Below are 23,599 nucleotides of genomic sequence, written 5' to 3'. Positions count from 1 at the left end.
AAGTGGTTGGGTCAAAATCTATTTAACTGGTTGAAGTCATATCATCAAATCTTTATTAATATAGAAACACATTAAATAACTGGTTGGTTTTTGTAAAGAGGAGTGAGAAAGATGCAAAAGAAAACAGTTCGAATCGGTATATCTTACAGTCTGATGATTGGGTTGTGGGCATCAGCTTTCCCGGGAATTCGAGCGGGTTTGGAGAGTTACACGCCGGAACACCTCGCTTTGTTTCGCTTGTTGATTGGGTCAATGGCACTGTTGGTTTTTGCTGTTTTGACTCATATGCGTTTACCTGACATGAAGGATATCCCTGCTATTTTATCGTTAGGATTTTTAGGTTTTGCACTATATCACATTTTGCTGAATATCGGAGAAAAAACAGTTAGCGCAGGGACAGCAAGCTTACTCGTGACCATGACACCTATTTTTTCTGCCATGTTATCTCGTCTGTTTTTTGGTGAACATTTTGGGCTTTATAAATGGATTGGCTCTATCATAAGTTTATTGGGTGTGTCGATCATTTCATTTGGGGCAGGAAACTATACAAATTCAGTGAACGGCATTTTGTTAATCCTGCTGGCAGCTTTTTCGGAGAGTATTTATTTCGTTTTTCAAGCTCGCTATATAAAAAAATATGGATTTATTCCATTCGTTACATTCACTATTTGGGGCGGGACAATACCTATGCTTGTATTTCTGCCTGGCTTAGGGGAAGAGTTTTTGAACGCTTCAATGAACTCAACATTGTCTATCGTTTACTTAGGTTTATTACCAACGGTTGTGCCTTACTTTGCACTTGCGTATGTAACTTCACTCGTCGGTGCTTCAGAAGCAGCCATTTCACTTTATTTAACACCAGCCGTAGCCTTGGCCATTTCTTGGGTGTGGTTAGGTGAGGTACCTGCGTTTATTGCACTGACAGGCGGGATGGTTACAGTCGCCGGAGTGTGTTTCACCTATCTAACAGTAAATAAAACGATAAAGATTTTAAATCCTTATTTCTTATCTAAAAAGCAATAAGGTGGATGAAGTTTAACCCTGAAAATAGAGTCATAAGCAGTTCTCCTTTTTAATGACTTGGGTATGGTTCACAAAGTTGAGTGTATGAATTTTTTTAGAGGATTGTGGTATGTTAAACATACAAATATTAATAGAAAGCAGGTGAGCCCATGCCAAACAATAGCAAACCCAACAGTTTAATCACGGAGAAGTCCCCCTATCTGCTCCAACATGCCCACAACCCCGTAAACTGGCATCCTTGGGGAAAAGAAGCCTTCGAAAAAGCAAAACGCGAAAACAAGCCGGTTCTTGTCAGCATCGGCTATTCGACGTGTCACTGGTGTCACGTAATGGCCCACGAATCCTTTGAGGACGAAGAGATCGCCGGTATGTTAAACGATAAATTCATAGCCATCAAGGTTGATCGTGAGGAGCGGCCTGATGTGGATTCCGTGTATATGAGAATCTGCCAGCTGATGACGGGGCAGGGCGGGTGGCCGCTGAACGTGTTCGTCACCCCAGATCAGAAGCCGTTTTATGCGGGGACATATTTTCCGAAGACGAGCAAATTTAACCGTCCGGGCTTTATCGATGTGCTTGAACATCTGTCCGAAACGTTTGCGAATGACCGGCAGCATGTCGAGGATATCGCCGAAAACGCCGCCGCTCATCTTGAAGTCAAGGTTCACCCGACCGAGGGCATGCTTGGCGAACAGGCTGTTCATGACACGTATCGCCAGCTGGCCGGCGGGTTTGATACAGTGTACGGCGGGTTCGGCCAGGCTCCAAAATTTCCGATGCCGCATATGCTCATGTTTCTGCTTCGCTACTACAGCTATACGGGCAAGGAACAGGCTTTGGCCGGCGTAACCAAGACACTCGACGGCATGGCGAACGGCGGGATTTTTGACCACATCGGGTTCGGCTTTGCCCGCTACTCGACTGATAATGAATGGCTCGTGCCGCATTTTGAGAAAATGCTGTATGACAACGCCCTTCTCCTGACCGCCTATACGGAAGCCTGCCAAGTCACGGGTAATGAGCGCTACAAACAGATTGCGATGCAGATCGTAACGTTTATTCAGCGGGAAATGATGCATGAAGACGGCAGCTTTTTCTCAGCTTTAGACGCTGATACCGAAGGCCGTGAGGGGAAATATTACATATGGTCCAAAAAAGAAATTATGAACCTTCTCGGTGATGAACTCGGCCCGCTTTACTGCAAGGTGTATAACATCACAGATCAAGGCAATTTTGAAGGCGAAAACATCCCGCACCTCATTTTTACGCGGCGTGAGGCCATCCTCGAAGAGACCGGCCTCACAGGACATGAGCTGGCCGAACGCCTTGAAGAGGCAAGAACAAAATTGCTGGAGGCCCGTGAAAACAGAAGCTATCCGCATACAGATGACAAAGTGCTGACCTCATGGAACGCGCTCATGATTGCCGGGCTGGCAAAAGCCGCAAAGGTATTTCACGAGCCTGACTTTCTCAGCATGGCGGAAACAGCGATCCGCTTTCTCGAACGGCACCTCATGCCGGACGGGCGCGTCATGGTCCGCTATCGCGAGGGCGAAGTGAAAAACAAAGGGTTTATCGATGATTACGCTTTTCTCATCTGGGCTTACCTTGAACTGTATGAAGCGGGTTTTAATCCGTCTTATCTGCAGAAAGCGAAAACGTTATGTACAAGCATGCTGGAGCTGTTCTGGGATGAACGGCACGGAGGTTTCTTCTTTACGGGGAATGATGCTGAGACCCTTCTTGTCAGGGAAAAAGAGGTTTATGACGGAGCCGTGCCTTCCGGAAACAGCGCGGCTGCCGTACAGCTGCTTCGTCTCGGCCGCCTGACGGGTGATATATCACTGATTGAAAAAGCCGAAGCGATGTTTTCCGTGTTCAAACGGGAAATAGAGGCCTATCCGAGCAGCAACGCTTTCTTCATGCAAAGCGTACTGGCACATACAATGCCCCAAAAAGAAATCGTTGTTTTCGGAAGGAAAGATGACCCGGACAGAAAACGTTTCATTGAGGCGCTTCAGGAGCATTTCACTCCCGCCTATACGATTCTCGCCGCAGAACATCCGGAAGAGCTTGCCGGCATTTCTGACTTTGCCGCGGGTTATCAAATGATCGATGGGAAGACAACGGTCTACATTTGTGAGAATTTCGCCTGCCGGAGGCCGACGACGGATATTGATGAAGCGATGAACACCTTACAAATCAGCAGCAGAGCCTAGGCGGCCTGCTGCTTTTCTTTTTTCACAAAACGGAACGCGAGCCATACGAAGATGATATTGATCACCAGAGTCGATATGCAATCATATATTTCATAGCCGCCGGCTGCTGTTGTAAATATCGACGGAATGCCGCCGTACACCGAATGATCCTCTGTGAGAAAGATAAATAAAAACATATTATTGGCAGCGTGACCGCCAAGGGACATCTCCAGACTGCCCGTTTTAATCGTGATAAAGGTCCAGATCATGCCGATGGTGACATATCCGATTCCCGCCCAGAGAGCTCCATTTTCCATCTCCGGATTCCCGAAATGAAGTGCGCCGAATAATCCGCCGATAATGACTGTCAGAACCACCGCATTTGCCGTCAATTTTCCGGCGAACTGAAGCAGAAAACCGCGAAAGAGAAATTCCTCCGCAGAGGTTTGAATCGGCACCAACAAGACGGCCGCCGCTAACAGCAGCAGAAAACGTGAAGCATGGAATTCCTGAAGCATGAAACGATCCGGATGAATTGTAAAATCAATCAGCCCCGCGACAAATATCAGCACAACATATGTGCCGAATCCAAAGAAAATCCTCTTCCAGTTCAGCGACTGATTCGGTGTGATGATGGATAAAAACCGCCGTTTCATAATGAAACGAACCGCTATCCAAATGCCCGGAATCGCTATGAAATAGACGATATGCTGTAAATAAATATCCGCCAGCGGGTCACTTAATGCCCCCTCATCCCAATTTATCGTCAGTGAAGGATTGAAAGCGGACGTGAGAAACATATAAAACACGGTCAGTATGCTTCCGAAAAAGAACAAACCCACAATGACCAACAGAGAAAGGAGATATCTCGATACACTATTTTTTCCCTCTGCGGGCCGTACAAACGTATTCATATTTATGCATCAACTTCCTTTCCTTCAACATTTTACAATATAAACAGAAACAGATATAGGAAATGTTATATATTTTAAGAAGAAAGCGCTATGCCGTTTCCTTTGGCTCTGGTTATTTACACTCTGTTTTTGCCAAAAAAAGACCTTTATAATGTATTCGTCAGATAAATTCACAGTATTTTCTGATTACAATTGCAAAGTCAGGGGGTTGTTTATGAAACATCAGACATTCTCAAATGTAGCGAACCGATTAGACCGTCTCCCCATTTCACGTGTGCATTATCAAGTATTAACCGCTCTCGGAATCATCTATTTTTTTGATCTCGCTGATCTGTTTACGCTCAGCAACGTGGCTCCGGCGCTGATTGAGCATTGGGGCGTGAAGCTGTCCACCATTGCCGACATCACGGCCGCATCATTCCTGGGCATGTTTTTAGGCGCGTCCATCGGCGGAAGGCTGTCCGATCGGATCGGCAGGAAAAAAGCGCTGAATTGTTTTGTCCTTGTCTTTTCGATCTCATCTTTTCTGAATGCGCTGGCATGGGACATTCCGTCCTTAATGATTTTCCGATTCTTGACCGGTCTCGGCGTCGCGGCCGCCATGATTGTGACGAACAGCTATTTGGCGGAATTTTTTCCATCCTCCGTACGGGGAAAATACATCTCCCTTTGCGCCATGATCGGACTAATCGGCGTTCCCGTCACAAACGTTGTTTCCGCTTTTGTCATTCCTTTAGGCTCATGGGGGTGGCGGCTCGTATTCGTATGGGGGGCAGCCGGTCTCATTTATTTCTTTTTTATCCGCCGGCTTGAGGAATCGCCGCGCTGGCACGAAAATCGGGGCGCATATGATCAGGCAAACGCCATTATGAACCGTCTTGAAGCACGTGCAGAGAAAGAAAAAGGCCCGCTTCCCGCGCCAAAAGAGGCGGCAGAAGTACATACAGTGAAGCACGCAGGCTACTTAGGGCTGTTTCAGGGCAGGAATTTAAAGATCACCATCATCCTGTCAGCGGTATGGATTCTTGAAACCTTTGGCTTTTACGGCTTTGCTTCATGGGTGCCCAGCCTGCTGAAAAGCAACGGGATCACCATGGAAAAAACGCTGTGGTACAATGTGCTTCACTCTGTCGGCGCACCGCTTGGCGCATTGCTCGGTTCCATGATATCCGAGACGTTCCAAAGGAAATGGATTCTGGCCGCAAGCGCCTTTCTGACTGCCATTGCCGGACTGTTATACGGCATGACGTTTATTCCCGTCATGATTATTGTGTTTGGGTTTGTCGTCAACGTCACGGAACGGATCTTCACCTCAAACTTATACGCCTACACATCGGAGCCGTATCCTACGGAATATCGCTCGGCCGGGAGCGGGCTGGCATACGGGCTCGGCCGTTTTTCCAACATATTCGGCTCCCTGCTCGTCGGATTTATTGCCGTTAAGCTCGGCTACATCAGCGTCTTTTTGTTCATCGGCGGCTGCTGGCTTCTATGTTCCGTTTTGTTAATCCTCTTCGGCCCGAAAACAAATGCACAGCAAATTTAATCAAAAAAACAGTGCGGAATCACTCCGCACTGTTACACTGTGATTTCTATCAAATTGCCTTCCCCATCCTCTATCACGCTCTCATAATATCCGTCACCCGTCACGCGCGGGCCGCTTACAACCTGAAATCCATCGTTTTTAAACGTTTCCGTCAATTCATTCACCCGCTCCTTGCTGCCTGTAGAAAATGCGAGATGCGCCCATCCGGTCATATTCTGTGCCGGAGCTTCATCAATGCCGCCTTTTTTCATAAGTTCCAGCCTGCATCCGGAGTCAAATGAAAGAAAATACGATTTGAAATCTTTTTTCTCATTATGATAAAGGTCATTGGCCTTGGCGCCGAAGTATGTCTCATAAAACTCTTTCATCCGTTCCAAATCTTTCACCCATATCGCTGCATGTTCAATTCGCATATGTCCGCCTCCCTTTTTTTCTCAATCTATTTATAAAGCATGAAACCCATTTCAGCTCAAGACTTTTTTCCGCTGAAATTGATGCATAATTTGTTTTTTAGCCGTTTCTTCGTGAAAAAATAATAAAAATGCTTCCTTTCCGACCCGTTCCAAATGAAGTTCCAGGGATGGAATATTCAATGCCCGGCTGACGCTCAGATTTCCCTCGCCGATGATCTCCGCGTCCCATTTCTGTTCTTTCGCAAACTGGTACAAGCCGGCAGCCACGTCATCACTGTGCGCATAGATGGCCGTCGGCGCCTTGTCGAAACCCCAGAAGTGCTCACCCGCTCGCTTTCCGTCGTCCATATCATGGCATCCGACCAGAATGCGAGTTTCATCAAGAGAGCCGAAGACCGCCTTATATGCGGTTACCTTGTCGGCCGTACTCGGGCTTTTTTCCGCTTCCCGCACACATGTAAAAGCAACGTCTTGATGCCCGCGGTTTTTCAAATACAAAAAGCTTTCTCTGTATGCTGCCTGCCTGTCATTATAAGCGCAGGGAATCTCTTGATGCTGTGTATATTCACAAGCGACAATGGGACCGTATTCCAGGTAAGGCACGGCGGTCTCCCATTCATTCGCGCGGGACGTGACAATCAGTCCGTCAATCTTTTTCATTTTCAGCAGTTCGAAATATGTCATCTCTATAGCGGGGTCATAGTTGGTGGGGAGAAGGGTTGTCACGTAATCATGGGCAAACGCTTCCTTCGTGATACCGTTTACAATTTTGTCAAAGCAGGGATGGTCACTGTACGGCAAAATCACGCCGATTGTATTGGTCTTTCCGCGAATCAGATCAATGGCGGTTCGATTAGGGGTATAATCCAGCTCCTTCATCACTTGATTCACAAGACGCCTTTTCTCCTCAGATACGTACGGGTGTCGGTTTAATACGCGTGATACGGTGGCCACCGACACATTCGCCAGTTTCGCAATCTCTTTTATATTTGCCATGTGCTCCTCCATTTTCAGTGATAAAAAAGCAGCAAGAGTGGATTTCTCTTACTGCTATCTCATCATAAATCCACTGTCATTTCAACAGGGCAATGGTCAGAACCCATGATATCGGCACAAATGGCCGCTTGGCTGATCCGCTGCTTCAGTCTGTCTGAAACAATGACGTAATCAAGCCGCCAACCGATGTTTTTCTCACGTGCGTTCGTCCTGTAAGACCACCAGGAATAGGCGCCTTCCCGATCAGGATATAAATAGCGGAATGAGTCGGTAAATCCCGCGTTCAGCAGGGCGCTGAACGCTTCCCGCTCCTGCTCCGAGAAACCGGCGTTCTTCCGGTTGGCTTTCGGATTTTTTAAGTCTATCTCCCTGTGTGCGACATTCAGATCGCCGCATAAGATCACGGGCTTCTTCCGGTCAAGCTTCTGCAGATAATCCTTAAAATCGGCTTCCCATTGAAGACGGTAATCAATTCGCTCTAATCCGCGTTTGGCATTCGGCGTATAACAGTTGACGACAAACACATGCTCAAATTCAAGCGTGATCACCCGTCCTTCTTGATCATGGTCGTCAATCCCCAGTCCATAGAGCACGTGCAGCGGCTTTTCTTTCGAAAAAACAGCCGTGCCTGAGTAGCCTTTTTTCACCGCATAGTTCCAATAGGCGTGATATCCTTCAGGCTGTAATGATACTTGTCCGTCCTGTACTTTTGTTTCTTGCAGACATAGAATATCAGCTTCCGTTTCCTGAACGTAAGTATTGATATCTATCTTTTTCATCACGGCACGCAAGCCGTTTACATTCCAAGAAATCAGTTTCATGTGATCCCTCCTGTCCAGCTCAGCCGGTATTCCAGTGTTTCAATGTTTCCGCCCTCTAATGCCAGCAGCTGCTTTTTCATTTCTAAACCGCCTCTGAATCCGGTCAGTTTCCCGTTTTTTCCGATGACGCGATGGCACGGAACCGTAATCAATACCGGATTTTTTCCAATCGCAGCGCCCACGGCTCTTACGGCTGCCGGTTTCTGAATCATTTTTGCTATATCCGAATAGGAGTATATCTCGCCGTACGGTATGTCCATAAGCGCTTTCCATACAGCAAGCTGAAATTCTGTTCCGTAAAGATCCACCGGCACTGAAAAAGCTGATCTGCCATTTTCAATGTACTCGGACAACTCTGCCGTGTAAGGCGCCAGCTTTTCATCATCACGTGCCAATCGATATTGCGGCAGTGATTTTTTTGCCCACTGCTCAAGCTCTTCAAAGCTTCCATGATTTGACCCTATAAAGCAAAGCCCCTTAGATGTAGCGGCTGTATACAGGCTCCAATCATTCCGTGTGAAGAGTGTCCAATAGATCATAGGCTCTTTACTCATATTGAACCTCCCTGTCCCATTTTGGCCGTTTTTCTGTATTCTGTGGGCGAACTCCCGGTTCCCTTTTTAAAAAGGGTCGCGAAATGCGCTGTGTTTGGAATTCCGACAGTCAGAGCGATCTCCATGACTGTCATATCAGTATGCTTTAAAAGGTGCTCCGCCTTCGACAATCTTATTTTCTGTATATACGCAATCGGGGATATTCCCCTGATTTTTTTAAATGTCCGCTGTAAATGATAGGGGCTGCCGTGACACATTTCGGCCAGTACACTCAGAGTCAGGGATTCGTGATAATGGCGTTCAATGTATTCAATGATTTGAGCAATCCATTCTTCATCAGGAAGACGAAGACCGTTCGGCCGGCACCTTTTACAGGGACGAAAATGTTTCTCGAGCGCTGCATCAGCCGTATCAAACACCAGCACGTTTTCTTTATTCGGAACTCTCGATTTACAAGAAGGCCGGCAGAAAATCCCCGTCGTTTTTACTGCATAATAAAATGCCCCGTCATAAGAAGCATCATTATGTATGATTGCGCTCCACTTTTCATCAGTCAGGATATTTCTGTCTGTCTCCATCTCAGCCACCCCCTGTTCTTCAGTATAAACAAATTCATTGCATAAGTACGCGTATTTGAATAGAGGAGCAAGATAACAAAGGTGTAAGAAGCACTTCCATGTTTCATGTGAAACATTTCGGCAGGATGGAGGAGGACTGATATAAAAAAAGAGCAGGAGCCCGCAGGCTCTTGCTCTTTTTTCGGCTTACTCGCCAGTTACGTATGGAAGTAAAGCCATTTGACGTGCGCGTTTGATCGCGATAGTCAATTTACGTTGGTATTTCGCGTTTGTTCCAGTTACACGGCGAGGTAAAATTTTACCACGCTCAGAAACAAACTTTCTAAGAAGATCTACATCTTTGTAATCGATGTGCGTAATGCCGTTAGAAGTGAAGTAACAAACCTTACGGCGTTTCGCACGACCGCCTCTGCGTCCTCCTGCCATTGTCATTTCCCACCTTTCTCGTTATGAATATAGCGATAATCTATTAGAACGGAAGATCATCATCCGAGATGTCAATCGGCTTGCCGTCGTTGGCAAATGGATCATCATTAAAGCTGTTCCCTTGATTTCGTCTCTGGTTGTTCTGATTTCCGCCGAACGGATTATCATTTTGGCCTCCGCCAAAGTATTGGCCTCCGCCGCTGTTTCCTTCGTTGTATCCGCCTGATCCAGAACCGCCGCTGTTTTTAGGCTCAAGAAATTGAACACTTTCAGCTTGGACTTCTGTCACGAAGACACGCTGTCCCTGCTGGTTTTCATAATTTCTTGTCTGGAGTCGGCCGTCTACGCCGGCAAGGCTTCCTTTTTTAAGAAAGTTTGCAACGTTTTCGGCTTGTCTTCTCCAAGTGACACAATTAATGAAATCGGCTTCACGTTCTCCGGACTGGTTCGTGAATGTACGATTCACAGCAAGAGTGAACGTGGCGACAGCCGCACCGCTTGGCGTATAACGAAGCTCTGGGTCTTTTGTCAGTCTTCCGACTAATACAACTCGGTTAAGCATATGAAAGACCACCTTTTAACATTATATATTTCAAATTGCTTATTCTTCTTCTTTAACAACGATGTGGCGAATGATATCGTCACTGATCTTAGCTAAACGGTCGAATTCAGCAACCGCTGCAGCTTCAGACTGAACGTTTAAGATTTGGTAGAAACCGTCACGGAAATCGTTGATTTCGTAAGCAAGACGACGTTTACCCCAATCTTTTGTTCCAGTGATCTCCGCTCCGTTAGAAGTCAATACGTTGTTGAAACGCTCGATAACTGCCTTCTTTGACTCTTCGTCAATGTTCGGACGGATAATGTACATAACTTCGTACTTTTTCATCTGTTTGCACCTCCTTTTGGTCTAAGCGGCCCTATAATGGGCAAGGAGCAATAATTCTATTACTCACAAGTTTATATTATACCAAAGCTCTTGTCCCTTTACAACTGTGTCCTATACATTAAATCGGAAATGAATGACATCTCCGTCTTGGACTACATATTCCTTACCTTCCAGACGCACTTTTCCGGCTTCTTTCGCTCCGGACATTCCGCCGCCTGCCAAAAGGTCTTCATAAGCAACCGTTTCAGCGCGGATAAAGCCGCGTTCAAAGTCAGTGTGGATGATACCCGCACACTCAGGAGCTTTCATGCCTTTTCTGAATGTCCATGCGCGCACTTCCTGTTCGCCCGCCGTAAAGTATGTCGCAAGGCCGAGAAGAGAGTATGACGCTTTAATCAGCTGATCAAGACCTGATTCTTCGATGCCGAGCTCCTCAAGGAACATTTGTTTTTCTTCGCCTTCCAATTCAGCAATTTCAGACTCAATTTTCGCGCAGACGACGATAACTTCGGCGTTTTCACCCGCGGCGTACTCCCGGATTTTCGCAACATATTCATTATCTGAAGGATCAGCCACTTCATCCTCGCTTACATTTGCTACATAAAGCACGGGTTTTGACGTAAGCAAATGAAGCTGCTTCACAAGCTTTTGCTGTTCTTCCGTAAATTCAACGGAACGGGCAGGCTTTTCTTGTTCGAAAGCTTCTTTTAATTTAGACAGAATGTCAAATTCAAAAACCGCTTCTTTGTCTTTTTGCTTAGCAAGCTTGCTTACACGCGTGATGCGTTTTTCGACTGTCTCCATGTCGGCAAGAACCAATTCAAGATTGATCGTTTCAATATCGTCAATCGGATCGACTTTCCCTGACACGTGCGTAATATTGTCATCAGCGAATGCGCGTACAACGTGGCAGATCGCATCTACCTGACGGATATGAGAAAGAAACTTATTTCCGAGTCCTTCACCTTTTGATGCGCCTTTTACGATCCCCGCGATATCAGTGAATTCAAACGCAGTCGGCACCGTTTTTTTCGGGTTCACCAATTCAGTCAGCTTTTGCAGACGTTCATCCGGCACTTCCACGATTCCCACGTTCGGATCAATTGTACAGAACGGGTAGTTGGCTGATTCGGCACCAGCCTGGGTAATTGCATTAAATAACGTCGATTTTCCGACATTCGGCAAACCGACAATTCCAGCAGTTAAAGCCATTCTTTCATCTCCTCTATATCAAACCATCATCGTATAAACGTATTGTAAACCTAGAGCAATTATAAGGAGGTTCATAGGAAAAGACAAGCTGAGAAAAAAGCATTTCCCGCCCTCTCTCTCCTTAGATTATCCTTTTTTAACCGCTACCAGACAGTCAAAAAGCGTACTTCCCATTCCATTATCGGAATTTGAATCCTTTGTGAGCATGTTGACGGAGCCTCCGAATGCCGCCCACATGCCTTCATCTATATTCACCGTCTTCGGGTGAGCCTGCTTCATGATTTTCACCCTGCCGCGCAGACGGCCGCGGTCATTGTATACCTCTGCCGTATCTCCGTCTTGAAGTGAAAGCTCCTCGGCGATATCCGGCGACAGGTCCACCTGAATCTGCTGAAGCTTTTCAATAAACGGCACGTGCTGTGAATGATTGGAGCGCTGCGGGTGAATGGACAGCAGCATATACGGATATTTCCCGGCCAGTCCGGCGTCATGATAAACAGACTCCTCCGGCACCTCCAATTGAGGGAGGCCGCTGTATCCTTTCTCTTCTGCCAGTGACGAGACGAATTCAAATTTTCCGCTCGGGGTTAAAAATTGAAAATCACTCCACGGAACCTGTTTGACCGGAAGCGGCATATGTCCTTTTTCCTTTAATTGCTCAAGGGTGATTCCTTCTTTCTCCAAAGAAGAGAGCCCCATTTTTAAGAAATCTTCCGTACTGTAATCAAAGAGCTCCCCGAATCCGAGACGCTTTGCGAGTTCCGTCCAGATCCAGCGGTCTGATTTTGCCTCTCCCTGCGGTTCCGCAAGCTTCTTGCCATATTGAACATAGTGATGATACATGCTGGAATAATAAATATCTTCCTCTTCGAAAACAACGGCCGTCGGCAGCACATAGTCACAGAGCTTCGCCGTATCGGTCATGACCGAATCAATGGCCACTGTGACCGGTGTTTTTTCAAATGCTTCCTTCACTTTTTTTGTATTCGGCACCTGTGTCAGCGGATTGCCGCACGTCACGATGATCATCTCAATCGGCGGATCGGCTGCATTCAGCGCCTCTTCGGCTTGAGTCATCATCGAAAACGTTCTCGAACTTTTCTTCAGATCAGGCCGGGTGAGCTCGGCCTTTGCAAAGCTTTCACCGACTTGCACATTTCCGAAGTTTGCGCCGCCGCCTTTGATACCGACATTTCCGCTCGCCGCAGCTAAAGCGTCAATCCACCGTATCGTCCCGCCCCCGTTTTTATATCTCTGCATCCCAAGACCCATAAAAGTGGAGGCGGGACCGTCAGCATATAAATCAGCAAGATATTCAAGCACTTCTAAAGACGTTTCTGTTTTCTCAATGATCTCCTCAATAGAAATCGTCTGCAGAAGCTTTTCTATTTCTTCAAAACCGACCGAATGCCTTTGAATGAAATCGGAATCGGTTCTGCCGGTTTGGCATAATATTTTTAAAACACCCGCCGCAAGCCATCCATCCATGCCGGGTTTGACGGATATATACCGATCGGCAAGCTTGGCAGTCGGGTTAAAAATAGGATCAATGACCGTCAGTGTCGCTCCTTTTTTCTTCACCTGCTGCAGATGATGATAGAGGTGCATATTCGTCCGGGACACGTTTCTGCCCCATACGATCACATGCTTGCTGTGATAAATATCAAGCGGTCCATGCCCGTAAGAACGCCCGAAATCCCAGCGCTGCGCTTCAATGCCGGAACCCCAGCAAATGCTGCCCGCAATCTCCGTCACACCGCCGTATCCATTGAAAAAACGCTGGTCGAGCGCCTTCAAAAGACCGTTATTGGCGTAATCATGACTGTGCAGCACTGCGGCAGTGCCCAACGTCTCCTTAATCACCGCCATTTTTTCAGCAATTTCATCTAACGCCTGCTCCCAGGAAATGCGGACAAATTCGCCGTCTATCTTTTTTAAAGGAAAACGAAGCCGTTCCGGCGCATTCGTTTTCGCCTCCAGCATTCTGCCACGGCCGCAAATTTTCCCTTCCGTAATGGGATGATTCGGGTCTCCGTCTACTTTCGTCACCTTTCCATCCTCAACTGTCACCAAAAAGCCGCAGCTGTCCCAGCAATTCAGCGGGCACGCTGACTGATGCACTTTGCTCATCGGGCCTCTTCCTCTCCTCTATATGAAAAAGCATGAGCGCCAGCCCTTATGATGTAGGCTCCTCATGCTTGACGAGTACTTTTTTCAGCTTTCTCTCAAAATCTCTTCTCGGAATCATGACACTGTGGGAACAACCCGTGCATTTAATCCGAATATCCATTCCCATCCGAATGATTTTCCACCTGTTTTCACCGCAAGGATGCGGTTTCTTCATTTCAACAATATCATTCAGGCCAAAGTCTTTATCCGCCAAGACCCTTCACCTCTCTCCATAGACTGCTTTATTTATTGTACAAAAAAAAACAGGATAAGAGCAACGGCCGCACTCAAAATGAGCATTATACTTTTTTCCATCTCCCTAAAATAGGGTAAAGAAGAAGACATACCAGCAAATAAAGACTTAAAAGCCCGTAAATGGGATATAAAATGGCGATCAAATCTGAAAAACCGATTGTCGTAAAAGGCACCATCACAGCTAAAAGAAGAGATACGAGCGTCCATCTCGGCAATTTCACAAATGCAAGCATGCGGCTGGACAGCCCGAACAGACCGGTCACGGTTGTCGTATAGATGGCTAAAAAAAGCACGGCGGCCATACAAAGAAATAACGGATAAGGAGCGCCTTCAAGGACAGCGAAAAGAGGAATCTCATATTGTGTAAGACTGCCTGAAAGCTGTACAAGCGTTTCATTGTAAACAAATGAAATCATACCGAAAATCAGCCCGCTTGCAACGCTTGCGATTTTCGCTTCTCCCAGTCCCTTCATATCTTTCCCGATTGAAGAAAGAACAGCGACAACAGAAAGGATGTTTAAAGACGTGAAGGTAATGCTTGCCGGCCAATTATACTGGCGGGTCAAATCTATCGTCCACGTGTAATGATGGGTTGTCTGAAAAAAGACCAATGCATATAACAGCCCCGCTACAAGAATCGGTATCAAAATACTATTCAGAGATAATATTCCTTTTATATCCCAAAAGAATAAACCGACGGTCACAATGCAAAGAAGAAAAATACCGATCCAAAACGGCAGCTTGTACATTTGCAGCGTCACACCGCCGCCGGCAATCATAACCATCGTCATTGAAAACAAATAAAACATAATAAGCACATCATAGACTTTAGCAAGAGCCGGCCCCATCAGATGCTCAAGCACAGGTAAAAAGTGCGTTGATTGAACCCGATAGCTGATCTTCAACACAATATAAGCCGAAATCGTAAACATGACTGTAAACAATACAATAGCCAGTCCGCTTTCGACACCGAAAAACTGCCATATTTCCTGCCCGCTTGCATACCCAGCCCCAATCTGGCTGCTTAATATGAGCAGCATCCACTTCATCCCGGCTCTCCACACCCTCATCACCTCATAAAATTTCTGATCATCTCCGCATATTGCTACTATATTGAGTGACAGCGGCAATCATTCATACAAATGGGACAAATATGGTATGATATCGACGATTGACTATTCAGAAAAATTCACTTATGCAAGGAGCTCAAACCATGTACATCAGGCGTTTAACCGCAAATGATACCCAGCCTTATACCGATATCAGGCTCAAAGCTTTAAAAGATCACCCGGACGCATTTGCCGTCAGCTATGATGAGGAGAAAGAATGGCCGTCCGAAAAATTTAAAGCCAGGCTTGAAGCCGACAATGCCATCGTGCTTGGCGCCTTTGAAAAAGACAGACTGATAGGAATCCTCAAGATCTCCAAGCATCCGCTGTTTAAACTAAGACACATTGCGGTTATCGGTTCTATGTATATTTCCCCCAAACACCGAGGGTCAGGCGCGGGAAAAGCGTTAATGACGGAAGCCATCAGCCGAGCAAAAAAGATGAAGGACACAGAACAGCTCCATCTCTCTGTTACCTCAACAAATGAACCCGCAATAAAACTCTACGCTCAGTTAGGATTTATCCTCTTCTCTACAGAAAAAAGAGCGCTGAAATTAGATCATCAGCAATATGTTGATGTAGATCAAATGGTCTTATTTCTTTCATGAACTTAGAGAATAACTGCTCTGGGTTCTTTTTTCTATCCCGCTCTTTTCAAACAACCGGCATGCTGATCATGACATAAGCATAAAAAAAGGCAGCGCTGGATATACTGTAAACAACCATACATCACCAAAAACAACAATGTAATACTCGTATGACATGACAAGGAAGTGAACCTTATGAATCGAAAAGGCGGGCTTTTTTCTCAAGAACGGGCAAAACAATATGTATCTCATACGGATTCTTCTGCTGCGAATCAAATACAAGCGATCCTTACTTCATCTTTACGTAAAGCAGCCGGCAGACCGTTAGTCACCGTGTGTATCGGCACAGATCGGTCGACCGGAGATTCATTAGGTCCGCTCGTAGGAACAAAGTTAGAAAAAATGAATTTAGGCAGATTGCACGTTTACGGCACGCTGTCAGATCCTGTTCACGCCGTCAATATGAAAGACAAGCTGAAAGATATTCAACATCTACATAAAAATCCGTTTATTATAGCGGTTGATGCTTGTTTAGGCCGCGTCAAAAGCGTAGGGTCATTTCAAATCGGCGATGGGCCGCTGAAGCCCGGAGCAGGTGTTCAAAAAGATCTTCCTGAAATCGGTGACGTCCATATCAATGGAATCGTCAATGTCAGCGGGTTTATGGAGTATTTTGTCCTGCAGAATACGAGGCTTCATCTTGTTATGAGCATGGCAAATGTTTTAGCAGAGGGGTTACAGCTGACAGATAAATCAGAAGGCCGGCAGGAACGGCTCAGTCCATTTCATAAGCTGACAAGACGTATATAAAAAACCATCTTTTTTTAAAAAGATGGTTTTTACGCTTCTCTTTCAGACAATAGTTCTAGGATACGTTCAAGATCTTCATTTGAGAAAAACTCAATCTCAATCTTCCCTTTTTTCTTTTGTCTCTTAATATTTACTGTTGTTCCGAAGTAATTTTGCAAATACGATTCCCGCTCTTTTAACACCACATCTTGGACAGGTTCTTTTTTCTTTGTTTCACGTGGAACATTGTTGTTTAACTGCTGAATCAGCTGCTCAAGCTGACGGACGTTCAGCTGTTCTTCAACCACTTTCTTCACAAGCGGTTCAAGCTTGTTTTTATTTTTCAAACCAAGCAAGGTTCTGCCGTGTCCCATGGATAACGTACCTTCTGCAATGAGGTTCTGGATGCTTTCCGGCAGCGTCAGCAGTCTTAAATGGTTGGCAATATGAGGCCTGCTTTTTCCGAGCCGTTTAGCGAGCTGTTCCTGGGTTAAATCCAAATGCTTCAGCAGTGAGTCATATGCCAGAGCTTCTTCAAGCGGTGATAAGTCTTCACGCTGAAGGTTTTCCAAAAGAGCGATTTCCCGCATCAGCGATTCAGATAAATCCCGCACGATAGCCGGCACTGTCTCTTTACCGGCAAGTTTTGCGGCGCGATAACGGCGTTCGCCGGCTACAATATCATAGCCCTTCAATGATTTTCTCACGATAATGGGCTGAAGAATGCCATGCTGAATGATGGATTCCTTCAGTTCAGCTAATGACTCATCGTCAAATTGTTTTCTTGGCTGATAAGGATTGGGGCGCAAATCACTGATTTTAATCTCTTCCACTGTCTCTTCAGACAAATCAACCTGATTAAACAACGCGTTAATCCCTTTTCCGAGCCCGCCTTTAGCCATTCGCTGCCACTTCCTTTGCTAAATCTAAATATACTTCCGCACCTCTCGAACGCGGATCGTATAATATGATCGGCTTGCCGTGACTCGGCGCCTCACTTAAACGGACATTTCGAGGAATAATGGTTTGATACACTTTATCTCTAAAGTATTTCTTTACCTCTTCTATCACTTGAATGCCGAGATTCGTTCTGGCATCAAGCATCGTCAGAAGCACTCCTTCTATCATTAAGTCGGTATTTAAATGTTTTTGCACAAGCCGAACTGTATTTAATAATTGACTCAATCCTTCAAGAGCGTAGTATTCGCACTGAACCGGGATAACGACTGAATCTGAAGCGGTAAGCGCATTAATCGTTAATAACCCGAGAGACGGAGGACAATCAATAATCATGTAATCGTAATTTTGTTTCACTGATTCTAATGCTCTTTTCAGCCTGACCTCCCGTGAGATCGTCGGAACCAATTCGATTTCCGCTCCCGCAAGCTGGATCGTGGCCGGAATGACATCTAAGTTCTCTACTGAAGTCGGTTTAATAATATCTGTAACATCTGCATCATCTACTAAAATGTCGTACACACAATGATCCACATCGGCTTTTTCAATCCCTAATCCGCTCGTTGCATTGCCCTGCGGATCAATATCAACAAGAAGAACCCTTTTACCTATGTAAGCCAAGCAAGCCCCCAGATTAACAGAAGTCGTCGTCTTCCCGACTCCGCCTTTTTGGTTCGTAATTGCTATGATTTTTCCCACGATGTCACCTACCTTCACATGAACATGTACTGTCTTGTTTCTATCTTATCAAAAAAAGAGTAAAGCGTTTTATTTTTTTCATAATTTGTTTATCAGCAAGTGAAAAAAATGTAAACGAAAAAGACACTTTCTAATATAAGTTCTCCGATAAAGTGACTTTTTTGACTGTAAAAAGACAATTCACGACACAAAAAGATAAAATTTTACATAAATAATGTATAGTGCACAATAAATCTATCATTATCTCAAAATAGTTTTTTGATTAAAATAAAAACTCCCCTGCTGATCAGGAGAGTTTTTATTTAGGTATCCGAATGGTAAGCTGGATGTACTCTTCGAATTCTTCTTCTTCAGTGTTCAGCCTGACGCCGCTGTCTTCTACCATAGACAGTGACTGACGAATCGTATTCATCGCAATTCTTGTATCCCTGCTGAACGCTTTGCGTCTCGGCTTTGGTTTCTGCTTATTCTGTTCAAGCATTTTCACCACTCTGTCTTCCGTCTGCTTAACGTTTAAGCTTTTCTCAATGATTTCCGCAAGCAATGTGACCTGAAACTCCGGCTGTTTGAGCGGAATCAGTGCTCTTGCATGACGTTCCGTAATTTTTTTCTCCATAATCGCATCCTGGACGGGTTCCGGGAGCTTTAACAATCGGAGCTTGTTCGCAATCGTTGACTGGCCTTTTCCTAAGCGCTGCGCCAAGGCTTCCTGTGTTAAATCATGAAGTTCTAACAGCCTTGCGTACGCATGAGCTTCCTCAATGGAGGACAATTCTTCCCTTTGCAGGTTTTCAATCAAAGCGACAGATGCTGTTTCCGTATCAGAAAAATCTTTAATAATTGCGGGAATCTTCTCCCATTCAAGCGTCTGTACCGCTCTCCAGCGCCTTTCACCCGCAATGAGCTCATATTGTCCTTCATCTTCTGTATGTCTGACAACAATCGGCTGAATGATGCCGTGTGTATGGATAGTCATTGCTAACTCTTTGATTTTTTCATCTGAGAAAATGGTGCGTGGCTGAAAACGGTTGGGAACGATAGCATGTACCGGTATTTCGAGTATCTCTTCTTTGTTTGTATCATGCTCAGCTATCTCCGGTTCCTCTTCCTTCTCACCAAACCCGAAGAAACGAGAGAATGAATGCTTCATGTACCTACACCACCTTTAAAAACTGCCATTTTTATAATTCTATTTTCTCATGGTTTTTCCTGCTGTATCTTCATCAATTTTGCAGAAAATATGATGGAATTGTCACATCAGGCTGTCTAAATTACCCTTCAATTGGCGATTTATTTGGAGTACCCGGTTTTCTCGGATATTTTTTCGGAGTGCTTTTCGTCTTGCGAATGATCATGATGTTCCGTTCACTTTCTTCAACAGGAAGTGTAAAGGAATGAACTTGTTCAAGCTCTCCTCCCAATACTTTAATCGCCTTTTGCCCCGCTTTCAGCTCTTCATCAGCTGCTGCTGCTTTTAGTGCCGCAAATACGCCGTTTTTCTTGGCCAGCGGCAGACAAAGCTCACTCAGGACCGACAGACGCGCCACCGCACGGGCCGTCACGAGATCGAAGCTTTCCCGTACGTCTTTCCGTTGTCCGAATGTCTCCGCTCTGTCATGGACAAATGTCGTATGCTCTAATTGTAAAGCATCAGAGAGAGTTTCCAAAAACGTAATCCGCTTATTCAGTGAATCGACGATGGTGACATGCAGATGCGGGAAGCAGATTTTGATGGGCAGGCTTGGAAAACCGGCGCCGGCGCCGACATCACAAAGAGTGGTAACCTTTTCAAAATCAATATAAAATGCCGCCGTTATCGAATCATAAAAATGCTTGAGATAAACTTCCTTTTTCTCAGTGATGGATGTCAGATTCATTTTTTCGTTCCATTCCACGAGCATCCGGTAATACAACTCGAATTGCTCCAGCTGGCGGTCAGAAAGGGAAATCCCTTTCTCCGCTAAACTGGATGTAAATTCCTCTATATTCATGCCGTCATCCTTTCTATTCAGCTACCTTGGCAATACGGCCCTGCTCCAGGTATACCAGCAGGATTGAAATGTCTGCCGGATTGACGCCGGAAATACGGGACGCTTGAGCAACTGATAAAGGACGCACTTCTTTCAGCTTTTGACGGGCTTCAGTAGCAATTCCTTTAATGGCGTCATAATCAATCCGATCAGGGATTTTTTTGTTTTCCATTTTCTTCAGCTTTTCCACTTGCTGCAAGGATTTTTCGATATATCCTTCATATTTCACCTGAATTTCCACTTGTTCCGCCACATCTTGCGGAACCGGAGAATCTGCAGGCGCAAGTTTTGTCACTGTTTCATAGTTCATTTCCGGACGTTTCATTAAATCTGTGCCGCGCACTCCGTCTTTCAGCTCGCTTCCGCCGAGTGAACGGATATATTCCTGATTCTCAGGAGACGGCTTGATAATAACAGACCAGAGACGTTTTTTCTCCGCCTCGATCGCCGCTTTTTTCTTCTCAAACGCTTCATAGCGCTCATCAGAAATTAAGCCGATATCGTGGCCGATTTCCGTCAGACGAAGATCCGCGTTGTCGTGACGGAGCAGCAGTCTGTATTCCGCCCGTGAAGTCAGCAGACGGTACGGTTCATTGGTTCCTTTCGTTACCAAATCATCAATCAATACACCGATATAAGCATCGGAACGGCTGAGGATCACTTCTTCTTTTCCAAGCGCTTTGCGGCCTGCGTTGATCCCTGCCATAATTCCTTGCCCGGCTGCTTCCTCATAACCTGATGTACCGTTAATTTGACCGGCCGTGTACAGGTTAGGGATTTTTTTCGTCTCCAGTGTAGGCCAGAGCTGCGTCGGTACAATCGCGTCATACTCAATCGCGTATCCGGCTCTCATCATCTGCACCTTTTCCAGTCCCGGAATGGTCGCCAGCATCCGCTGCTGCACGTCCTCAGGAAGACTCGTGGATAAACCTTGAACGTATACTTCCTGCGTATTTCTGCCTTCCGGCTCAAGGAAAATCTGATGACGCGGTTTATCATTAAACCGAACGACTTTATCTTCAATCGAAGGGCAGTATCTCGGTCCCGTTCCTTTAATCATACCGGAATACATTGGCGAACGATGCAGGTTGCTGTCGATGATCTCATGAGTCTCAGGACTCGTGTAAGTCAGCCAGCAAGGCAGCTGATCGGTAATGTATTCAACCGTTTCATATGAGAAAGCGCGCGGAACCGGGTCCCCCGGCTGGATTTCTGTTTTGCTGTAATCAATGGAATCGCTTGAGACACGAGGAGGCGTGCCCGTTTTAAAACGGACGAGATCAAAACCGAGCTCCTCTAAGTGCTCAGAAAGTTTAATAGACGGCTGCTGGTTATTCGGACCGCTTGAGTAAGACAGATCACCGAGAATGATCCGCCCTCTTAAATACGTTCCGGTTGTCAGCACGACCGTTTTTGCCTTATATTCAGCACCGGTTTGCGTAATGACACCGCGGCACTCCCCGTCTTCAATGATTAAACGCTCGGCAATCCCTTGAAGAAGTGTCAAATTCGGTGTTTTTTCCAGCGTATGCTTCATTTCGTGCTGATATTGGAATTTATCCGCCTGCGCACGCAGCGCCCGTACGGCCGGACCTTTTCCTGTATTCAGCATTCTCATTTGAATATGAGTTTTATCTATATTTCTAGCCATTTCTCCGCCGAGCGCGTCAATTTCGCGGACGACAATCCCTTTCGCGGGGCCGCCGACAGACGGATTACATGGCATAAACGCAACCATATCAAGATTGATCGTCAAAACAAGCGTTTTGGCTCCCTGGCGCGCGGATGCGAGGGCAGCCTCAACACCGGCATGCCCGGCGCCGATGACAATCACGTCGTATTGGCCTGCTTCATACCCCATGGTTTTTTCCTCCCTTTTATTTACCTAAACAAAATTGTGAAAAGAGCTGATCAATTAAGCTTTCGTGGACGGCATCACCGATGATTTCGCCCAGCAGCTCCCAGCACCTTGTCAAATCAATTTGCACCATATCAATCGGAACATCCTGTTCAATTCCGTTCAGCGCATCATCAATCGCTTGCTTTGCCTGATGCAGAATCGAGATATGACGGGTGTTGCTGACATAGGTGAGATCTCCGCTTTCGATCGCTCCTGTATAAAATAGCGACTGAATCGCTTCCTCTAAATCTTGAATGCCTTCTTCTTTCAGCAATGAGGTCGTGACGACAGGCCGGCCTTTCGCCAGTTCCTTGACGCGCTCAGCGTCAATCTTAGCCTCAAGGTCCGTCTTATTCATAATGACAATGACGTCCATTCCCTCAACCGCTTCAAACAATTTCACATCTTCTTCAGAAAGCTCTTCGCTGTGGTTAAGCACAAGCAAAATGAGATCCGCTTCCTTCAGAACCTGCCGTGACCGTTCCACACCGATTCTTTCGACGATGTCTTCTGTCTCACGGATTCCGGCGGTATCGACAAGCCGAAGCGGCACGCCTCGGACATTGACATATTCCTCAATCACATCACGCGTCGTTCCCGGAATATCGGTTACGATCGCCTTCGTTTCATGGACAAGGCTGTTAAGCAGAGAGGATTTTCCGACGTTCGGACGGCCGATGATCACGGTAGACAGTCCCTCACGCAAAATTTTCCCCTGCTCAGACGTACGGAGCAGCGTCTCGATTTCTTTCTTCACGCCGCTTGCCTTCTCCACTAAAAGCTGATGCGTCATTTCTTCGACGTCATCATATTCCGGATAATCTATATTAACCTCAACATGGGCAAGTGTTTCTAACAACTCATCACGCAGACGGCGGACAAGCGCGGAAAGCCGTCCTTCCATCTGGTTCATGGCGACATTCATGGCACGGTCCGTTTTGGCCCTGATCAGATCCATCACCGCTTCCGCCTGTGAAAGGTCAATCCGTCCGTTTAAAAATGCGCGCTTCGTAAACTCACCGGGTTCTGCCAGTCTCGCACCTTCTCTTAAAGCAAGCTGGAGCACCTGATTAACCGTCACAATACCCCCATGACAGTTGATTTCAATGACATCTTCCCTTGTGAATGTTCTGGGCGCTCTTAAAACAGACACCATGACTTCCTCAATAATCCGTCCCGTCGTGCTGTCCGCGATATGCCCGTAATGAATGGTATGCGATTCTGCCGAACTGAGCGTTTTGCCTTTCGGACCCTTGTACATTTTGTCGGCGATCTTTACGGCTTCCGGGCCGCTCAGCCGAACGATCGCGATCGCGCCTTCACCCATCGGAGTTGAAATCGCTGCAATTGTATCCATGCTGTTCACCTCTCTTTATCTCTGTTTCCATCTATATAAAAAATTTTATTTACGCCAAAATTAAAAGATAACATAGTTTGGTTTGAAGTGGAAGATACGTTATCCACAAAGGCAGAAATTCATCCCTTATTACTTTAACTTATCCACATGTGAATAACAATTAATTTTATTTCCTAA

24 protein-coding genes are annotated in these 23,599 nt (G+C 46.0%); 5 read left to right on the top strand and 19 right to left on the bottom strand.

The features are described 5' to 3' along the window. Positions 1 to 111: 111 nt before the first annotated feature. Together D5S11_RS16115 and D5S11_RS16110 are read left to right on the top strand one after the other, a co-directional pair. Positions 112 to 1,023 carry a DMT family transporter gene (locus tag D5S11_RS16115; protein ID WP_061861073.1) on the top strand — a complete coding sequence of 304 codons (912 nt, stop codon included), beginning with the start codon at positions 112 to 114 and terminating at the stop codon, positions 1,021 to 1,023. A 149-nt stretch (positions 1,024 to 1,172) separates the two neighbouring features. Then, positions 1,173 to 3,242, top strand: coding sequence for a thioredoxin domain-containing protein (locus D5S11_RS16110; RefSeq protein WP_108725201.1), 2,070 nt, complete (start codon positions 1,173 to 1,175; stop codon positions 3,240 to 3,242). On the opposite strand, the gene D5S11_RS16105 is transcribed toward D5S11_RS16110, so the two are convergent. After that, on the bottom strand, positions 3,239 to 4,135 hold the full coding sequence (locus D5S11_RS16105; protein ID WP_108725200.1) for a CPBP family intramembrane glutamic endopeptidase: 897 nt from the start codon (positions 4,133 to 4,135) through the stop codon (positions 3,239 to 3,241). The genes D5S11_RS16110 and D5S11_RS16105 overlap by 4 nt on opposite strands. Before the next feature lie 214 nt (positions 4,136 to 4,349). Here D5S11_RS16105 and D5S11_RS16100 point away from each other — a divergent pair, with 214 nt between their 5' ends. Then, entirely contained in the window at positions 4,350 to 5,681 is a 1,332-nt protein-coding gene (locus D5S11_RS16100) for an MFS transporter (RefSeq protein ID WP_007615061.1), read from the top strand. A gap of 32 nt (positions 5,682 to 5,713) precedes the next feature. On the opposite strand, the gene D5S11_RS16095 is transcribed toward D5S11_RS16100, so the two are convergent. The 12 genes from D5S11_RS16095 to D5S11_RS16040 all read right to left on the bottom strand — a co-directional run bounded on the left by D5S11_RS16095 (position 5,714) and on the right by D5S11_RS16040 (position 15,064). Further along, complete coding sequence (locus D5S11_RS16095; protein ID WP_025285587.1) at positions 5,714 to 6,094, bottom strand: VOC family protein; 381 nt, start codon at positions 6,092 to 6,094, stop codon at positions 5,714 to 5,716. Between the two features lie 51 nt (positions 6,095 to 6,145). Further along, the gene (locus D5S11_RS16090; protein ID WP_007409892.1) at positions 6,146 to 7,090 is read right to left on the bottom strand and encodes a LacI family DNA-binding transcriptional regulator; all 945 of its coding nucleotides are present in this window, start codon (positions 7,088 to 7,090) and stop codon (positions 6,146 to 6,148) included. Between the two features lie 62 nt (positions 7,091 to 7,152). Then, the gene (gene xth / locus D5S11_RS16085) at positions 7,153 to 7,911 is read right to left on the bottom strand and encodes an exodeoxyribonuclease III (RefSeq protein WP_020958116.1); all 759 of its coding nucleotides are present in this window, start codon (positions 7,909 to 7,911) and stop codon (positions 7,153 to 7,155) included. Next, positions 7,908 to 8,465 (bottom strand): methylated-DNA--[protein]-cysteine S-methyltransferase, encoded by a 558-nt coding sequence (locus D5S11_RS16080; RefSeq protein ID WP_020958117.1) that lies wholly within the window; start codon positions 8,463 to 8,465, stop codon positions 7,908 to 7,910. The genes xth and D5S11_RS16080 overlap by 4 nt, the downstream gene beginning before the upstream one ends. Further along, positions 8,462 to 9,043, bottom strand: a complete 582-nt coding sequence (locus tag D5S11_RS16075) for a bifunctional transcriptional activator/DNA repair enzyme AdaA (protein WP_020958118.1) — start codon at positions 9,041 to 9,043, stop codon at positions 8,462 to 8,464. The genes D5S11_RS16080 and D5S11_RS16075 overlap by 4 nt, the downstream gene beginning before the upstream one ends. Positions 9,044 to 9,229: 186 nt before the next feature. Then, entirely contained in the window at positions 9,230 to 9,469 is a 240-nt protein-coding gene (gene rpsR / locus D5S11_RS16070; protein WP_004392983.1) for a 30S ribosomal protein S18, read from the bottom strand. 43 nt (positions 9,470 to 9,512) lie between these two features. Then, a complete protein-coding gene (ssbA, locus tag D5S11_RS16065) occupies positions 9,513 to 10,031 on the bottom strand; it encodes a single-stranded DNA-binding protein SsbA (RefSeq protein ID WP_004392979.1) in 519 nt (172 codons plus the stop codon). A 39-nt stretch (positions 10,032 to 10,070) separates the two neighbouring features. Continuing rightward, positions 10,071 to 10,358 (bottom strand): 30S ribosomal protein S6, encoded by a 288-nt coding sequence (gene rpsF, locus D5S11_RS16060; protein WP_004392977.1) that lies wholly within the window; start codon positions 10,356 to 10,358, stop codon positions 10,071 to 10,073. Between the two features lie 111 nt (positions 10,359 to 10,469). After that, positions 10,470 to 11,570, bottom strand: coding sequence for a redox-regulated ATPase YchF (ychF, locus tag D5S11_RS16055; protein WP_108725199.1), 1,101 nt, complete (start codon positions 11,568 to 11,570; stop codon positions 10,470 to 10,472). Between the two features lie 126 nt (positions 11,571 to 11,696). Then, positions 11,697 to 13,700: a molybdopterin-dependent oxidoreductase gene (locus D5S11_RS16050; protein ID WP_032868214.1), complete on the bottom strand. Its 2,004-nt coding sequence runs from the start codon at positions 13,698 to 13,700 to the stop codon at positions 11,697 to 11,699. A gap of 46 nt (positions 13,701 to 13,746) precedes the next feature. Further along, a complete protein-coding gene (locus D5S11_RS16045) occupies positions 13,747 to 13,953 on the bottom strand; it encodes a DUF951 domain-containing protein (protein ID WP_004392973.1) in 207 nt (68 codons plus the stop codon). Between the two features lie 85 nt (positions 13,954 to 14,038). Beyond that, entirely contained in the window at positions 14,039 to 15,064 is a 1,026-nt protein-coding gene (locus D5S11_RS16040) for a YkvI family membrane protein (RefSeq protein ID WP_088005468.1), read from the bottom strand. A gap of 143 nt (positions 15,065 to 15,207) precedes the next feature. Between D5S11_RS16040 and D5S11_RS16035 the strand changes: the two genes are divergently transcribed. Continuing rightward, complete coding sequence (locus D5S11_RS16035; protein WP_020958120.1) at positions 15,208 to 15,711, top strand: GNAT family N-acetyltransferase; 504 nt, start codon at positions 15,208 to 15,210, stop codon at positions 15,709 to 15,711. A gap of 174 nt (positions 15,712 to 15,885) precedes the next feature. Further along, a complete protein-coding gene (gene yyaC / locus D5S11_RS16030) occupies positions 15,886 to 16,500 on the top strand; it encodes a spore protease YyaC (protein WP_004392969.1) in 615 nt (204 codons plus the stop codon). A gap of 29 nt (positions 16,501 to 16,529) precedes the next feature. Here the strand turns inward: yyaC and D5S11_RS16025 are convergent, their stop codons facing one another. From D5S11_RS16025 to mnmE, 6 genes are all read right to left on the bottom strand, one after another. Then, complete coding sequence (locus D5S11_RS16025; RefSeq protein WP_004392966.1) at positions 16,530 to 17,381, bottom strand: ParB/RepB/Spo0J family partition protein; 852 nt, start codon at positions 17,379 to 17,381, stop codon at positions 16,530 to 16,532. Continuing rightward, positions 17,374 to 18,135 (bottom strand): sporulation initiation inhibitor protein Soj, encoded by a 762-nt coding sequence (soj, locus tag D5S11_RS16020; RefSeq protein WP_007409899.1) that lies wholly within the window; start codon positions 18,133 to 18,135, stop codon positions 17,374 to 17,376. Before soj ends, D5S11_RS16025 begins: the two co-directional genes overlap by 8 nt. A gap of 298 nt (positions 18,136 to 18,433) precedes the next feature. Further along, positions 18,434 to 19,285 carry a nucleoid occlusion protein gene (gene noc, locus D5S11_RS16015; protein ID WP_007409900.1) on the bottom strand — a complete coding sequence of 284 codons (852 nt, stop codon included), beginning with the start codon at positions 19,283 to 19,285 and terminating at the stop codon, positions 18,434 to 18,436. A 121-nt stretch (positions 19,286 to 19,406) separates the two neighbouring features. Continuing rightward, positions 19,407 to 20,126 carry a 16S rRNA (guanine(527)-N(7))-methyltransferase RsmG gene (rsmG, locus tag D5S11_RS16010; protein WP_007409901.1) on the bottom strand — a complete coding sequence of 240 codons (720 nt, stop codon included), beginning with the start codon at positions 20,124 to 20,126 and terminating at the stop codon, positions 19,407 to 19,409. Between the two features lie 13 nt (positions 20,127 to 20,139). Beyond that, the gene (mnmG, locus tag D5S11_RS16005) at positions 20,140 to 22,026 is read right to left on the bottom strand and encodes a tRNA uridine-5-carboxymethylaminomethyl(34) synthesis enzyme MnmG (protein ID WP_007615086.1); all 1,887 of its coding nucleotides are present in this window, start codon (positions 22,024 to 22,026) and stop codon (positions 20,140 to 20,142) included. A gap of 16 nt (positions 22,027 to 22,042) precedes the next feature. Beyond that, a complete protein-coding gene (gene mnmE / locus D5S11_RS16000) occupies positions 22,043 to 23,422 on the bottom strand; it encodes a tRNA uridine-5-carboxymethylaminomethyl(34) synthesis GTPase MnmE (protein ID WP_108725198.1) in 1,380 nt (459 codons plus the stop codon). Between the last annotated feature and the right edge of the window lie 177 nt (positions 23,423 to 23,599).

It is taken from the genome of Bacillus sp. L75, assembly GCF_003676355.1.
Lineage (GTDB): Bacteria > Bacillota > Bacilli > Bacillales > Bacillaceae > Bacillus > Bacillus velezensis.
The sequence above is the reverse complement of the archived record's forward strand: the minus strand, read 5'-3'. Positions and strand labels throughout refer to the sequence as shown.